Source organism: Testudinibacter sp. TW-1, assembly GCF_050613185.1.
Lineage (GTDB): Bacteria > Pseudomonadota > Gammaproteobacteria > Enterobacterales > Pasteurellaceae > Chelonobacter.
Genome location: NZ_CP192511.1, coordinates 1,398,648 through 1,413,373, shown reverse-complemented (window position 1 = coordinate 1,413,373; position 14,726 = coordinate 1,398,648). Strand labels below are relative to the sequence as shown.

The window sequence follows — 14,726 nt, the reverse complement described above, 5'->3', positions numbered from 1 at the left end:
AAATTACATTCATTAAATTAAGATTTAAGCGGAATATCCGCCAAAAGTGCGGTCAACAGCTGCCAATACGTTGCCACCGCCGGAATATGCACTTTTTCATCCGGTGAATGGGCGTTACGGATGGTCGGTCCGATTGAGACCATATCCACATGCGGATAATGTTTTTTGAACAAACCGCATTCCAAGCCGGCATGGATCACCTGAATCAGCGGCTCTTCGCCTAAGATTCGGCGGTAATGCTGCTGCGTGATCGGTAAAATCGCCGACTGCGGGTTCGGCTCCCAACCCGGGTAATCATGACTGAACTCGACTTCAGCGCCGGCAAGATTGACAATTGAATCTAAAGTGGAACAGATTGCATGCTTGCCGCTTTCAATCAACGAGCGAATCAAAATCGTGATTTTCAGCTGCTGTTGCGCCACATTTAACACCCCGATACTGAGTGAAGTTTCCACCACGCCTTTCACCACATCACTATTGCGGATCACACCGTTTGGCAAGGCGTTTAACAGATCGATTGTGCGATCAGTCGCCACTTCGGTTAACACCTGCGGTGCAACCTCTGCCTGCTCTAAACGCAAACTCAAGTGCGGTTCGCTTAATGCCAGCTCAGCTTGTAATTCCTGCTGCAAATCGGCAACCGCACTTTGCAAGCGTTCATCGCTGCCGTCAAACGCCAACAGGGCCGAAGCCTCGCGCGGAATCGCATTACGCACCGAACCGCCGTTAATATCTGCCAATTGGAAATCGACATGGGCTTGTAATTGCGCCAACACCCGCGCCAATAACTTAATCGCATTACCGCGTCCGGTATGAATATCTGCGCCGGAATGCCCGCCTTTCAAACCCTTCAATACCAGTTTCGCGCTATTTGGCAATGTATTGGCTTGCCACTCCAGATCCAAACGCAGATCGGCATCAATCCCGCCGGCGCAACCGATATAAATCTGCCCGTTTTCTTCGGTGTCGGTATTAATCAAAATCTCGCTTTGCAGCCAGTTCGGTTGTAAACCGTTGGCACCGACCATGCCGCTCTCTTCGGTCATGGTCAGCAACACTTCTAAATCCGGGTGCGCCAAGTCCCGGCTTTCCAACACCGCCAATGCCGAAGCCAAACCAATGCCGTTATCGGCGCCGAGCGTCGTATTTTCCGCCGTCACCCACTCGCCGTCGATATACGCTTTGATCGGATCAGTGCTGAAATCATGCACCGTGCCTTCATTTTTCTGCGGCACCATATCCAAGTGCGCTTGCAACGCCACTTTTCGGCAGTTTTCCATGCCGGCTGTCGCGGGTTTGCGAATCAGAATATTGCCGACCGCATCGCGTTCGACCCATAATTGCTGCTGTTTTGCCCAAGCCACGATATGCTCGGCAAGTTGCTGTTCTTGGTAAGACGGATGCGGAATATCACAAATTTGTTGAAACCACTGCCATAACAGTGTTGGTTGCAGCTGTTTAATTGATTGCATAATCAGTCCTCTATAAAAAGTCAAAATAGCCGATTGAGAGTCTCTATCGCCATCCTGTTCATCGCGACAGAAACCTCGTTAAAATCCGCAAAAAATCGGGATTAATCATAGCATGAAATCCCTTTTCAGGTTATCCTATCGCAATTTTTTAAATCAGGCTTGCCTACAAAGCCAACAATTTTTCCTAGATCACACAAAAGGGTTCAATTATGAGCGAAAAATATATTGTCACTTGGGATATGTTCCATATGCATGCCCGCAAACTGGCTGAGCGTTTAATGCCGGCTTCCCGTTGGAAAGGCATTATTGCCGTCAGTCGCGGCGGTTTGTTTCCAAGTGCGGTGATCGCACGTGAATTGGGCTTACGCCACGTAGAAACCGTGTGTATCGCCAGCTACGATCACGATCAGCAAAACGAATTAAAAGTGCTGCACGCCGCACAAGGCGACGGCGAAGGCTTTATCGTGATCGACGATTTGGTCGACACCGGCAACACCGCCCGCGCAATCCGTCAAATGTATCCGAAAGCCCACTTCGTCACCGTATTCGCCAAACCGTCCGGCGCACCGCTAGTCGATGAATATGTGGTGGATATTCCGCAAGCCACTTGGATCGAACAGCCGTGGGATATGGGGATTACCTTTGTACCGCCGCTTTCCAGAAAATAATGGCAGAATATTGAATTGAAAAACGCCTGATAGCGAATGTTATCGGGTGTTTTACTCTTTGATGATTAATAAAACACAAAGTAGAGGCTGATGACAACGCCTCTTTCTCTAATAATTTCCCTCCCTCCGTATGCGGAGGGAAGTGTCCGAAGGACGGAGGGAGACATAAAGAATGTTAAAAATGAATATGTTGCATTTTCATATTCCCCCTCCCTCCCCATTTTTCTTACCAAAAACGGTACTCCCTCCGCACGCGGAGGGAGAGAAGTAAGTTTGTTAGCAATCTGGGGCGGATATCTAATCCGCCCCTGCTTTTAGCATCCAAACCGTCTGTTTTTTATCACGAAAACCGAGTCCGAATTAACGGGTGCTGGTGCTGGTCGTAGTGCGGCTGGCGCGTTTACGATCCACTTCGGTCAGTAATTTCTTACGGATACGGATAGAAACCGGGGTGACTTCAACCAACTCGTCATCGTCGATGAATTCCAATGCTTGTTCTAAGGTGTAACGCACCGGCGGCACTAACACCACCGCGTCGTCTTTACCCGAAGCGCGCATATTGGTCAATTTTTTACCTTGCAAACAGTTGACGGTCAAATCGTTGCCACGGCTGTGAATGCCGATCACTTGCCCCTCGTAGACTTCAGTACCGTGATCGATCATTAATTTACCACGCTCTTGCAAGCTGAATAACGCATACGCCAAGGCTTTGCCGGTGGCGTTGGAAATCAATACGCCGTTGATCCGTTGTCCGATTTCGCCCGCTTTGACATCGTCGTAATGGCTGAAGCTGGAGTAGAGCAAGCCGGTGCCGGAGGTCATGGTCATAAATTCGTTACGGAAACCGATTAAGCCGCGGCTTGGAATGATGTATTCCAAACGGGTGCGTCCTTTGCCGTCGGGCACCATGTCGCGCACTTCGCCTTTGCGGATCCCCAACGCTTCCATCACCGAACCTTGATGTTGTTCTTCAATATCGATCGTCACTTGCTCGAACGGCTCTTGTTTGCGCCCGTCGATTTCACGGAAGATCACTTTCGGACGGGAAACCGCCAATTCATAACCTTCACGGCGCATATTTTCGATTAATACCGACAAATGCAATTCGCCACGGCCGGAAACACGGAACGCGTCCGGATCTTCCGTTTCTTCCACGCGCAATGCCACGTTATGTACCAATTCTTTGTTCAAACGCTCTAAGATTTGGCGCGACGTGACGAATTTGCCCTCTTTGCCGCAGAACGGCGAGGTATTGACACAGAAGAACATGGTCACGGTCGGCTCGTCCACGCTTAACGCCGGCAACGCTTCCACGCTGCTGACATCACAAATGGTGTCGGAAATATTCAGCTCGCCCAAACCGGTGATCGCAATAATATCCCCTGCGCTGGCGATATCGGCTTCGTAACGTTGTAAACCTAAATGCCCCAACACTTGTCCGACTTTGCCGTTGCGGGTTTTGCCTTCGCTGTCGATAACCGTCACTTGTTGGTTTGGTTTGACCGCACCGCGTTTGATCCGTCCGATACCGATCACGCCGACATAGTTGTTGTAATCCAGTTGCGAAATCTGCATTTGGAACGGTTTGTCGCTTTCCACTTTCGGCGGCTCAACGTATTTCACCACCGCTTCAAACAGCGGCGTCATGTCTTCGGCTAAATCTTTGTGTTCCACCCCGGCAACACCGTTTAAGGCGGAAGCATAAATAATCGGGAAGTCTAACTGTTCGTCGGTTGCCCCCAAGTTCACGAAGAGATCGAACACTTGATCCACCACCCAATCAGGGCGCGCGCCCGGGCGATCCACTTTATTGATCACCACGATCGGTTTCAAGCCGTGGGCAAAGGCTTTTTGCGTCACAAAACGGGTTTGCGGCATTGGGCCGTCAAAGGCATCAACCAACAACAGCACCGAATCCACCATCGACAACACGCGTTCTACCTCACCGCCGAAATCGGCGTGTCCCGGGGTGTCCACGATATTAATGCGGTACTCATTCCAGTTGATCGCCGTATTTTTAGCTAAAATGGTAATGCCACGCTCTTTTTCCAGATCGTTGGAATCCATTACGCGCTCATCGCCGTCACCGCGCGCGCTTTCCAGCGTGCCGGATTGTTGTAACAGTTTATCAACCAAGGTGGTTTTGCCGTGGTCGACGTGCGCAATAATCGCAATATTGCGAAGCTTGCTGATATCTAACTCATTATTCATAATTGAAAATTCTTCGTTTTAGTGAAAAGAAATACGGGTTCCAAAAAACCGTCAATGCGGTGGCTTTGAGATAACATTCATTGGAAGGTGGCGAATTATAACGTTTTTCAAACAAAACGGCTATAAAATAATGAAAAGCGAATAAAATAGTCATTTGAATACGGCATTTAACCAATCGGCAAAAAAAGCCGTTGATTTTTTATTTTTATGGATTATATTTTGGTTACGTTTCAAACAAACCGACTGATTATTATATTTTTTCACGTTACCCTATAGAGGATTTTAGTTATGTCTCAGGCTGCTATCGCCAATGTATTTAAACTGATTGAGGAACACGGCGTCAAATTCGTGGATTTGCGCTTCACCGATATCAAAGGAACTGAACAACACATTTCCATCCCCAAAAGTGCGGTAGATGAAGATTTTTTCGAAGACGGCAAAATGTTTGACGGCTCGTCGATGGCAGGCTGGAAAACGATCAATAAATCCGACATGGTATTAATGCCGATTGCGGAAAGCGCGATTATCGATCCGTTTTTTGCGATTCCGACCTTAAGCATTCGTTGTGACGTCTTCGAGCCGACCACCATGCAAGGCTACGAGCGCGATCCGCGTTCCATTGCGCTGCGTGCCGAGGAATATTTGAAAGCCTCCGGCATTGCCGACACGGTTTTAGTCGGACCTGAACCGGAATTTTTCCTGTTTGACGACGTGCGTTTCCAAGTCGGTATGGGGGCGAGTTCGTTTGCGATTGACGACGAAGAAGCCGCATGGAACAGCAACACCGAATACGAAGGCGGCAACAGCGGCTATCGCCCGGCGGTGAAAGGCGGCTATTTCCCGGTGCCACCGGTCGATTCGTCGCAAGATATCCGCTCCGAAATGTGCTTGTTAATGGAAGAATTCGGCTTAGTGGTTGAAGCGCACCACCATGAAGTGGCGACTGCCGGTCAAAATGAAATCGCTTGCCGCTTCAACACCTTAACCTTAAAGGCGGACGAAACCCAAATTTATAAATATGTGGTGCGCAACGTGGCGCACGAACACGGTAAAACCGCCTGCTTTATGCCGAAACCGCTGTTCGGCGACAACGGCTCGGGCATGCACGTGCACATTTCCTTAAGCAAAGACGGCGTGAACCTGTTCTCAGGCGACAAATACGCCAACTTATCCGAAACCGCACTTCACTTTATCGCCGGGGTGGTGAAACATGCCAAAGCGTTGAATGCGTTCACCAACCCAAGCACCAACTCCTATAAACGTTTGGTGCCGGGGTATGAAGCGCCGGTGCTGTTAGCGTATTCGGCAAGCAACCGCTCTGCCTCGATTCGCATTCCGACGGTCAACAGCCCGAAAGCGCGCCGTATCGAAGTGCGCTTCCCGGATCCGTGCGCCAATCCGTATTTAGCGTTTTCCGCAATCTTAATGGCGGGCTTGGACGGCGTCATCAACAAGTTAAATCCGGGCGACGCGATGGATAAAAACTTGTACGACTTGCCACCGGAAGAACTGAAACAAGTGCCGCACGTTGCCGGCTCGTTGGACGAAGCATTGAATGCGTTGCAAGAAGACCACGATTTCTTAACCCGCGGCGGCGTGTTCAGCCACGATTTCATCGCGGCTTATGTCGAATTGAAATCGAAAGACGTACAACGTTTAAGAATGTTGCCACACCCGGCTGAATTTGAAATGTATTACGCGATGTAAGTTGATTTTAAATCGTCGGATTTAAAATAAGGGCGTATGTTAATGCGCCCTTTTGTCGTAATATTGACACAATTCCCTTCTCCCTTGATGGGAGAAGGTGTCCGATAGGACGGATGAGGGTGAACCTTCCCTCATCCTGATTTTAGCGTCTGAACGACGCTAAAACCTGTCCTTCTCCCACAAGGGGAGAAGGAATTCTTAAAATTTATACTATACCGCCATTTAAACAAGAGAACCGCCATGCCCTTTTTCGACACCCACACCCATTTTGATTATCTGCTTCACCAGCGCCAACAATCCGCAGCCGAAGGCGTGGCGGAGACAAGGGCGGCCGGGGTGGAAAAAATCTTGATTGCGGCGGTGACGGCGGAACAATTCGACGGCCTGACCGCACTTTGCACCCAAGCCCCGGCACAACTGTGCTACGGTTTGGGCTTACATCCGTTATATATCCAGCAACATCAAGAGGCTGATTTAGAGCGGCTCAAAGTGCGGTTGCAAGCCAAACCGCACTTATGTAAAGCCGTGGCGGAAGTCGGTTTGGAGCGCGCGATCGAAGCGTTGATTACCCCTGAAATGTGGCAAAAGCAGAGCCATTTTTTGGAAAGCCAACTCTATTTTGCACGTGAGTTTAACCTGCCGATCAGCCTGCATTCGCGCCGCAGCCACGATCAGCTGTATACCTTTTTGAAACGGATTTCACTGCCGAAAAAAGGCGTGGTGCACGGTTTTGCCGGCAGTTATCATCAAGCCAAACGTTTTGTCGATCTCGGCTATTTTATCGGCGTAGGCGGCACAATCACCTACCAGCGCGCCAATAAAACCCGTGAGGCGATCCGTCGATTGCCGTTAGACTGCTTAGTGTTAGAAACCGACAGCCCGGATATGCCGCTGTTCGGTTATCAAGGCGAACCCAATCGCCCGGCACGCTTGCCGTTGGTCTTGCAAGCCTTAAGCGAATTGCGTAGCGAATCCGCCCAACAAATCGAACAAACAATCTGGCAAAACAGCCGCGCGCTGTTTGATTTTTAACGCTATCTTGCAGATCGCTGGCTTAGCGTAGTTCGTTAATCAGCTCCGGTTTGCGGTGTAGCAAATCAAGTAGCGTTTTGGCTGCACCACTTGGATTGCGCAACCCTTGCTCCCATGAACGCAGGGTGTTGAGCGAAATTCCCAGTTTTTCGGCAAATTTAGGCTGAGATAACTGCATTTTATTTCGCGTGGCTACAATTGGCGACACAGCAATTTTGGTGATCCGTGCGCTACTATAGTCACCATTTTTCATGTCGGTGAGAGTCTCGTGCAAATCCTTGGCATATTCCGCCATGTCCGGATCATCTTCAATAATCGCAGTGACAATTTGATCTACATTCCAATTTTGGGTTTTTTCCTGAATTTTTTGATAAATCTTATCCATGTCTAACTCCTTTTTAATTGCTTAATATCTTGCGGTGAGAGATTTGCTTTTTCATTTTTCGGGTAAATATCGATCATGACAATGACACCGTCTTCGAGCAAATTAAAATAAATCACTCTTGCTCCACCTCGTTTACCTTTACCGCTAGCCTGCCAACGCACCTTGCGCATACCGTCCGAATGAGGGATAACATCACCGCTCAAAGGATATTGAGAAATATAACTAAAAAATTCAAGCCGCTCATCTTCTGTCCAAATCGCTTTCACTTTATGCTGAAATTGAGGACGTTCGATAATAGTATACATTATGTCTCCTTAGTTCAAATGTATTATATATCTTACTTTGTAATAGTTAAAATAAAACATTTGATCGCCAGAGAAGAAAAAACAGCAACTCAAAATATAAACAAGTGCCAAAGTGCGGTTAGTGTTTTATTTTTATCGGTGTTATGATTCCGGTATGACATTTACCACTACATGAGCAGCTATGCGAATTCCACGAATTTATCACCCCGAACCGTTGACCGCACTTAGTCATTGCGAATTAAGCGACGAGGCAGTCAACCACGTTGCCCGCGTGTTACGCATGACCGTCGGGCAACAACTTGAATTATTTGACGGCAGCAACCATATTTATCCTGCTACGATTAATCAAATAAGCAAAAAATCGGTCAACGTGCGGTTGGCGGCGGCGATTAAAGATGATCGCGAGTCCAATCTGACGATTCATTTGGGGCAAGTGATTTCGCGCGGCGACCGTATGGAATTCACCATTCAAAAATCGGTCGAGTTGGGCGTGAATGTGATCACGCCGCTGTGGTCGGAACGTTGCGGCGTGAAGCTGGACAGCGAGCGCACGGAGAAAAAAATTCAGCAATGGCAGAAAATTGCGATTGCCGCTTGCGAACAATGCGGGCGCAATCGGATTCCCGAAATTCGCCCGCTGATGAAACTGACGGATTGGTGTGCAGAAGAAACGGATATGCTAAAACTGAATTTACACCCGCGCGCCGACGTCGGCATTCGTCAATTAAAAAATATTCCCGCAACCGGTGTACGCTTGTTAATCGGCTCGGAAGGCGGTTTATCACCAACGGAAATCGCAATGACGGAGCAACGGCAATTTCAATCGGTACTACTCGGCAAACGCGTATTGCGCACCGAAACCGCAGCTTTGGCGGCAATTACCGCCCTGCAAGTCTGTTTCGGTGATTTATAAGGAAAAAAGCATGATTAAACTCGGCATTGTGATGGATCCGATTCAGTCCATCAATATCAAAAAAGATTCCAGTTTCGCGATGTTGGAACAGGCGCAAGCGCGCGGTTATCAACTGTATTACATGGAAATGAACGACTTGTTTTTAGACAAAGGTGTCGCCAAAGCACGTATGCGCCGGCTGGAAGTGCGTTATGACTACAACGACTGGTTTGGCTTTTTAAGCGAAGAAACCCTGGAACTGGCGGCGTTGGACGTGATTTTAATGCGCAAAGATCCGCCGTTCGACACCGAATTTATCTATGCCACTTACATGTTAGAGCGGGCGGAAGAACAAGGCTGCTTAATCGTGAATAAACCGCAAAGCCTGCGTGACTGCAACGAAAAACTCTATACCGCGTGGTTCGCCGAATTAACGCCCGAAACCTTGGTGACGCGCGATACGGCACGAATCAAAGCCTTTCATCGGCAACACGGCGATATTATTTTAAAACCGTTGGACGGCATGGGCGGCAGCTCGGTTTTCCGTGTTAAACAAGATGATCCGAACTTATCGGTGATTATTGAAACGTTAACCGGTTTAGGTAAACATTACTGCATGGCGCAAACCTACATTCCGAAAATCGTCAACGGTGATAAACGGATTCTGGTGGTAGACGGCGAGCCCGTGCCTTACTGCTTGGCACGGATTCCGCAAAAAGGCGAAACGCGCGGCAATCTGGCGGCAGGCGGCAGCGGTGAAGCCCGTCCGCTCAACGGACATGATTGGGCGATCGCCAAAGCGGTTGCGCCGTACTTAAAACAAAAAGGGCTGATTTTTGTCGGCTTAGATGTAATCGGCGATAAACTGACCGAAATCAATGTCACCAGTCCGACTTGCATTCGTGAAATCGAAACGGCATTTCCGCAAATCTCGATTACTTCAATGTTAATGAATGCGATTGAACGCCGCTTACAGGCAAAAGAAACAGAGGAAAGGAGAGGATAATGATGAAATTACAAGACCATTTTCTGTTGGCAATGCCGGGCATGGATGACCCGTTTTTTAAAAATTCACTGATTTATATTTGTGAACACAATGACGAAGGCTCGATGGGGATCATGTTAACTCGCGCAACCGATATCAGCGTGCCGGAAATCGTTGCCAAGCTGAATTTTTTAATTGCTGATCAGCGTGAATACCGCCGTGACGATGTGGTATTAATCGGCGGACCGGTCGGCGTCGAACGCGGTTTTATTCTGCACACCAAATGTATTCCGCCGTTTCAACACAGCTTTGCGGTGTCGGATGAGGTTTGGCTGACCACTTCGGCGGACATACTGCAAACCGTCGGGCGTGCCAATGCGCCGGAAAAATATCTGGTGGCACTCGGCTGTTGCACTTGGCAGCCGCAGCAATTGGAACGGGAAATTGCCGATAATGCCTGGTTGGTGTTGGAATCAAATGAACATTTGCTGTTTGATGTGCCTTATGATCATCGCTGGTTGGAAGCGAACCGCACTTTGGGTTTCGAGCCGACCTATTTAACCACGCACGCAGGGCACGCCTAATGGGATTTACCGCACTTGCCTTCGATTTTGGCGTAAAAAGTATCGGTTGTGCCGTCGGGCAAAGTATCACCGGCACGGCACAAGCCTTGAACGCGTTTAAAGCCAACGACGGCGTCCCTGACTGGGCGCTGATTGAAAAATGCCTGCAAGAGTGGCAACCGAAAATCGTGATTGTCGGCTTGCCGCTGAATATGGATGGCACCGAGCAAGACATCACCCAACGGGCGCGCAAATTTTCGCAACGCATTCACGGACGCTTCGGGGTACAAGTCGAATTGCACGATGAGCGCCTCAGCACCGTCGAAGCGCGCGCCGAAATCTTCGCCCGCCGCGGTTTTAAAGCCTTGGAAAAAGGCAAGATCGACTCAATCTCCGCCTGTATTATTCTGGAAAGCTGGTTTGAAACCCAGCCGTTATAACCTCATTCATTCGTTATAATTAACGATAAAAAACCACAACATTCGCACGTTGTGGTTTTATTTTGGCTTTTGCAAGCGCGTCGATTACATATTATCCACAATGTCCTGTGCAAATTCGGAACATTTGCGCAAGGTCGCACCGTCCATCAAACGCTCGAAATCGTAGGTCACGGTTTTGTTGGAAATCGCTTTTTCCATGCCGCTCACCACCAGATCCGCCGCTTCGATCCAGCCTAAATGGCGCAACATCATTTCGCCGCTCAAAATCAATGAACCCGGATTGACTTTGTCCTGCCCGGCGTATTTCGGCGCAGTGCCGTGGGTCGCTTCAAAAATCGCGCATTCGTCGCCGATATTCGCGCCGGGCGCAATGCCGATTCCGCCCACTTGCGCTGCCAACGCGTCAGAAATATAGTCACCGTTCAGGTTCATGGTGGCGATCACATCATACTCTTTCGGGCGTAACAAAATTTGTTGCAGGAATGCGTCGGCAATCACGTCATTGACGGTGATGGTTTTACCGCTCTTCGGATTTTTGAAGCTCATCCACGGGCCGCCGTCCAATAGTTCCGCACCAAACTCTTTTTGCGCGACTTCATAGCCCCAATTTTTGAATGCGCCTTCGGTGAATTTCATGATATTGCCTTTGTGCACCAGCGTCACCACATCACGATCATTATCAATCGCATATTGGATTGCGGCGCGGACTAAGCGTTGCGTACCGGCTTTCGAGGTCGGTTTAATCCCGATTCCGCAATCCTCGGTAAAACGGATTTTGTTGACGCCCATTTCTTTGATCAGAAATTCGATCACTTTTTCTGCGTCCGGCGTGCCGGCTTGCCATTCTACCCCGGCATAAATGTCTTCCGAGTTTTCACGGAAAATCACCATGTCGGTGTATTCCGGGTGTTTCAACGGGCTCGGCGTGCCTTCATAATAGCGCACCGGGCGCAAGCAGATATACAGATCCAACAGTTGGCGCAACGCCACGTTGAGGGAACGGATACCACCGCCGATTGGCGTGGTTAAAGGGCCTTTAATTGCCACGCGGTATTCCTTGATCAGATCCAAGGTTTCTTGCGGCAACCACTCGTTTTCGCCGTATATTTTGGTGGATTTTTCACCGGTATACACTTCCATCCACTCGATTTTACGCTGTCCGTTATAGGCTTTTGCCACCGCGGCATCCAACACCAAACGCATTGCCGGCGTGACATCCACCCCGATCCCGTCGCCCTCGATAAACGGAATAATCGGATTATTCGGCACATTCAACCGACCATTTTCTAACGTAATTTTAGCACCTTGATTCGGGACAACGACTTTACTTTGCATATTTGCTCCTTTTCCGTTTTGGGTTGTATAAAGTCCACAGACTCTAAAAAAATATACTCTCGTTAAGCATTAGGATAGTATAGTTTTTCGCTGAGGATTTCTTTTATTCATATCACACTTTCACAATTTTTTTAATAATTTTTTAACATTATGCGCAAACCTAAGACAAGCAACCGCACTTTTCGCCATTCATCGCCCCGCTCAATACAGCGAACCGCACTTTTGCACGCAAAACGCAGCAAAACCATCAACCTTGAAGACACCATCATTGTACTCTTGAATAAGCCGTTTGATGTGCTGACCCAATTCAGCGATGAGCAACAACGCGCCACCTTGAAAAACTACATTCCGCGTGCCGAAGTCTATCCGGTCGGGCGCTTGGATCGCGACAGCGAAGGTTTGCTACTGCTCACCAATAATGGACAATTGCAACACCGTCTGACCGATCCGAAATTTAAAACGGTGAAAACCTATTGGGCGCAAGTGGAAGGCGTTCCCGATGAAACCGCACTTGCCGCGCTGCGTAGCGGCGTCATCTTAAATGATGGCAAAACCTTACCGGCTAAAGTGCGGTTAATCCCTGAACCGGCTGATTTGTGGCAACGCAATCCACCGATTCGCACGCGTAAAAATATCCCGACCGCTTGGCTGGAAATCCAAATCCACGAAGGGCGTAACCGCCAAGTGCGACGTATGACCGCCCATATCGGCTTCCCCACCTTGCGCTTAATCCGTGCCGCAACCGCCGGATTGACTTTACAAGGATTAGCCAACGGCGAATACCGCACTTTGAGTTTAGAGGATAAAGTGCGGTTGATGACGTTGGTGGGATTAAATTCGTAAATAAAAGAGATAAAAAAATCCGAGCCAAGGCTCGGATTTTTTACTTTTGTGCATTAACTAAGATTAACGGAACGGCGCGTTCAACGGCACTTCCGCATCCGGTTCGTGAGTAATGCGGTTGCGCAGATCACGGCGGATCACCTCGATAGTCCAGAACCAGAAGATGTGCCCGACTAACTCGGAAATGTGTTCGTACAGAGGCCACTCGGAAACCGGCGGGGTTAAGCCCAACATCGGGAAAGTGATGTAATGCACGGCAATATTCGCCAGAATACCGGCGCCGATACCTTGCCAGAATTTGATTTTCGGGAAGCGCTCGGCAACGATACAGTAACCGATCGCGAACACCAATGAGAAAATCATATGGGTGACGCCAATCCAGTTAAATGCGTGATCGGCAAAGGTAAACGCGGCTTCGGTCGGATCAATACCGATATAATCGCGCAGGAAAACGTGTGGCGGATTCAAAAACGCACGCGAACAAACGTCCAATGCCTGTGACGGATCTTTACACGCGGCGGCGAACAGATCTAACGGACTGCGCGGTGGGAACGGGTGCTCGGCGCCCCATTTTACGAAAGCAGAAATAATCCCGGCGATAATCCCGATAAATACCGCTAAGCCATAACGGCGGCGTGCCGGATCAGTTTGTTCAAACAACCCTATTGACATGATGTGATAACTCCTAAATATAGTACAGGCTAAGCCTACTTTTATTATTACGTGCCAAAGTAATAACGTTTTTTCTCTTTTTATTGCTATTCAAGACTCCAAATGAATAAAATAAAAAACAAAAAATCCCTGAGCATTCCACTCAGGGATCAAATTATACTTACTTTTAGGTATAAATTAAATATCAATTTATGTATGGTTATTTCTTATTACACATCAATTCCGTCAAAGAGTGCGGTGCTGAGGTAACGTTCAGAGGCTGAAGGCAGAATCACCACCACTAATTTGTCGGTAAATTCCGGCAATTTGGCGATTCTGTCCGCCGCCGCAACCGCAGCACCGGAAGAAATGCCGCCCAGAATGCCCTCTTCCGCCAGCAAACGGCGCGCGGTCGCAATCGCAGTATCGCTGTCCACCGTTTCCACCCGGTCAATTAAGGACAAGTCCAAATTTTTCGGAATAAACCCGGCACCAATGCCTTGAATTTTATGCGGACCCGGCTTGACCTCTTCGCCGTTGCGGGTTTGGGTGATCACCGGCGATTCGGCGGGCTCAACCGCAATCGAGGTGATCGCTTTGCCAAAATCCTGTTTGATCGCACGGCTGACACCGGTAATCGTACCACCGGTGCCGACGCCGGCAACCAATACATCGACTTTACCTGCGGTATCATTCCAAATTTCAGGACCGGTGGTTTGTTGGTGAATTGCCGGGTTTGCCGGGTTTTCAAACTGTTTTAAAATGATATAGCGGTTCGGATCGGAAGCCGCAATTTCTTCGGCTTTGGCAATCGCGCCTTTCATGCCTTTGGCGCCTTCGGTCAACACCAAGTTGACCCCCAAACCTTTCAACAGCCGTTTACGCTCCAAGCTCATGGTTTCCGGCATGGTTAGGGTGATTTTATAACCGCGTGCCGCCGCGACATAGGCTAACGCGATTCCGGTGTTGCCGCTGGTCGCATCGACAATTTCTTTGTCTTTGGTCAGGGTGCCGTCTTTTTCCGCCTGCCACACCATATTGGCACCGATACGGCATTTTACGCTGAAACTCGGGTTGCGTGATTCGATCTTCGCCAACACATTGCCGTTATTGCCAAAATGTTTTAAACGGACTAACGGCGTGTTGCCAATGGTTTGTGAATTATCTGCAAAAATTGTCATAGTAACCTCTTGTTGTCATCGATATATGGGTCGCTTTTGAAGCCATGAGCAGAGCA

General features: G+C 48.9%; 15 protein-coding genes. 8 read left to right on the top strand and 7 right to left on the bottom strand.

Annotated elements, in window-relative coordinates; genetic code table 11:
* Positions 1-17 precede the first annotated feature (17 nt).
* Entirely contained in the window at positions 18-1,472 is a 1,455-nt protein-coding gene (locus tag ACQ31U_RS06825; RefSeq protein WP_431050575.1) for an aminoacyl-histidine dipeptidase, read from the bottom strand.
* A 209-nt stretch (positions 1,473-1,681) separates the two neighbouring features.
* Between ACQ31U_RS06825 and gpt the strand changes: the two genes are divergently transcribed.
* Positions 1,682-2,140, top strand: a complete 459-nt coding sequence (gene gpt / locus ACQ31U_RS06820; protein WP_431050573.1) for a xanthine phosphoribosyltransferase — start codon at positions 1,682-1,684, stop codon at positions 2,138-2,140.
* 360 nt (positions 2,141-2,500) lie between these two features.
* Here gpt and typA read toward each other — a convergent pair whose 3' ends face one another.
* Positions 2,501-4,351: a translational GTPase TypA gene (gene typA, locus ACQ31U_RS06815; RefSeq protein WP_431050571.1), complete on the bottom strand. Its 1,851-nt coding sequence runs from the start codon at positions 4,349-4,351 to the stop codon at positions 2,501-2,503.
* A 288-nt stretch (positions 4,352-4,639) separates the two neighbouring features.
* Between typA and glnA the strand changes: the two genes are divergently transcribed.
* Entirely contained in the window at positions 4,640-6,058 is a 1,419-nt protein-coding gene (gene glnA / locus ACQ31U_RS06810; protein WP_431050569.1) for a glutamate--ammonia ligase, read from the top strand.
* 240 nt (positions 6,059-6,298) lie between these two features.
* Positions 6,299-7,090 carry a TatD family hydrolase gene (locus ACQ31U_RS06805; protein ID WP_431050567.1) on the top strand — a complete coding sequence of 264 codons (792 nt, stop codon included), beginning with the start codon at positions 6,299-6,301 and terminating at the stop codon, positions 7,088-7,090.
* A gap of 22 nt (positions 7,091-7,112) precedes the next feature.
* On the opposite strand, the gene ACQ31U_RS06800 is transcribed toward ACQ31U_RS06805, so the two are convergent.
* On the bottom strand, positions 7,113-7,475 hold the full coding sequence (locus tag ACQ31U_RS06800; RefSeq protein ID WP_431050565.1) for a helix-turn-helix domain-containing protein: 363 nt from the start codon (positions 7,473-7,475) through the stop codon (positions 7,113-7,115).
* A gap of 2 nt (positions 7,476-7,477) precedes the next feature.
* The gene (locus ACQ31U_RS06795) at positions 7,478-7,780 is read right to left on the bottom strand and encodes a hypothetical protein (protein ID WP_431050563.1); all 303 of its coding nucleotides are present in this window, start codon (positions 7,778-7,780) and stop codon (positions 7,478-7,480) included.
* Positions 7,781-7,961: 181 nt separating this feature from the next.
* Between ACQ31U_RS06795 and rsmE the strand changes: the two genes are divergently transcribed.
* Genes rsmE through ruvX form a run of 4 tightly spaced genes read left to right on the top strand, consistent with a single transcriptional unit; the run spans position 7,962 to position 10,660 of the window.
* Positions 7,962-8,693: a 16S rRNA (uracil(1498)-N(3))-methyltransferase gene (gene rsmE, locus ACQ31U_RS06790; protein ID WP_431050561.1), complete on the top strand. Its 732-nt coding sequence runs from the start codon at positions 7,962-7,964 to the stop codon at positions 8,691-8,693.
* Between the two features lie 10 nt (positions 8,694-8,703).
* On the top strand, positions 8,704-9,678 hold the full coding sequence (gshB, locus tag ACQ31U_RS06785) for a glutathione synthase (RefSeq protein WP_431050559.1): 975 nt from the start codon (positions 8,704-8,706) through the stop codon (positions 9,676-9,678).
* A gap of 2 nt (positions 9,679-9,680) precedes the next feature.
* The gene (locus tag ACQ31U_RS06780) at positions 9,681-10,241 is read left to right on the top strand and encodes a YqgE/AlgH family protein (protein WP_431054298.1); all 561 of its coding nucleotides are present in this window, start codon (positions 9,681-9,683) and stop codon (positions 10,239-10,241) included.
* Positions 10,241-10,660, top strand: coding sequence for a Holliday junction resolvase RuvX (gene ruvX / locus ACQ31U_RS06775; RefSeq protein ID WP_431050557.1), 420 nt, complete (start codon positions 10,241-10,243; stop codon positions 10,658-10,660). Before ACQ31U_RS06780 ends, ruvX begins: the two co-directional genes overlap by 1 nt.
* An 84-nt stretch (positions 10,661-10,744) precedes the next feature.
* On the opposite strand, the gene icd is transcribed toward ruvX, so the two are convergent.
* Entirely contained in the window at positions 10,745-11,995 is a 1,251-nt protein-coding gene (gene icd / locus ACQ31U_RS06770) for an NADP-dependent isocitrate dehydrogenase (RefSeq protein WP_431050556.1), read from the bottom strand.
* A 150-nt stretch (positions 11,996-12,145) separates the two neighbouring features.
* On the opposite strand from icd, the gene ACQ31U_RS06765 reads away from it, so the two are divergent.
* Positions 12,146-12,838 carry a pseudouridine synthase gene (locus tag ACQ31U_RS06765; protein ID WP_431050554.1) on the top strand — a complete coding sequence of 231 codons (693 nt, stop codon included), beginning with the start codon at positions 12,146-12,148 and terminating at the stop codon, positions 12,836-12,838.
* A 63-nt stretch (positions 12,839-12,901) separates the two neighbouring features.
* Here ACQ31U_RS06765 and ACQ31U_RS06760 read toward each other — a convergent pair whose 3' ends face one another.
* Positions 12,902-13,510 carry a YagU family protein gene (locus ACQ31U_RS06760; RefSeq protein WP_431050552.1) on the bottom strand — a complete coding sequence of 203 codons (609 nt, stop codon included), beginning with the start codon at positions 13,508-13,510 and terminating at the stop codon, positions 12,902-12,904.
* A gap of 209 nt (positions 13,511-13,719) precedes the next feature.
* Positions 13,720-14,670: a cysteine synthase A gene (gene cysK, locus ACQ31U_RS06755; RefSeq protein ID WP_431050550.1), complete on the bottom strand. Its 951-nt coding sequence runs from the start codon at positions 14,668-14,670 to the stop codon at positions 13,720-13,722.
* Positions 14,671-14,726: the final 56 nt, after the last annotated feature.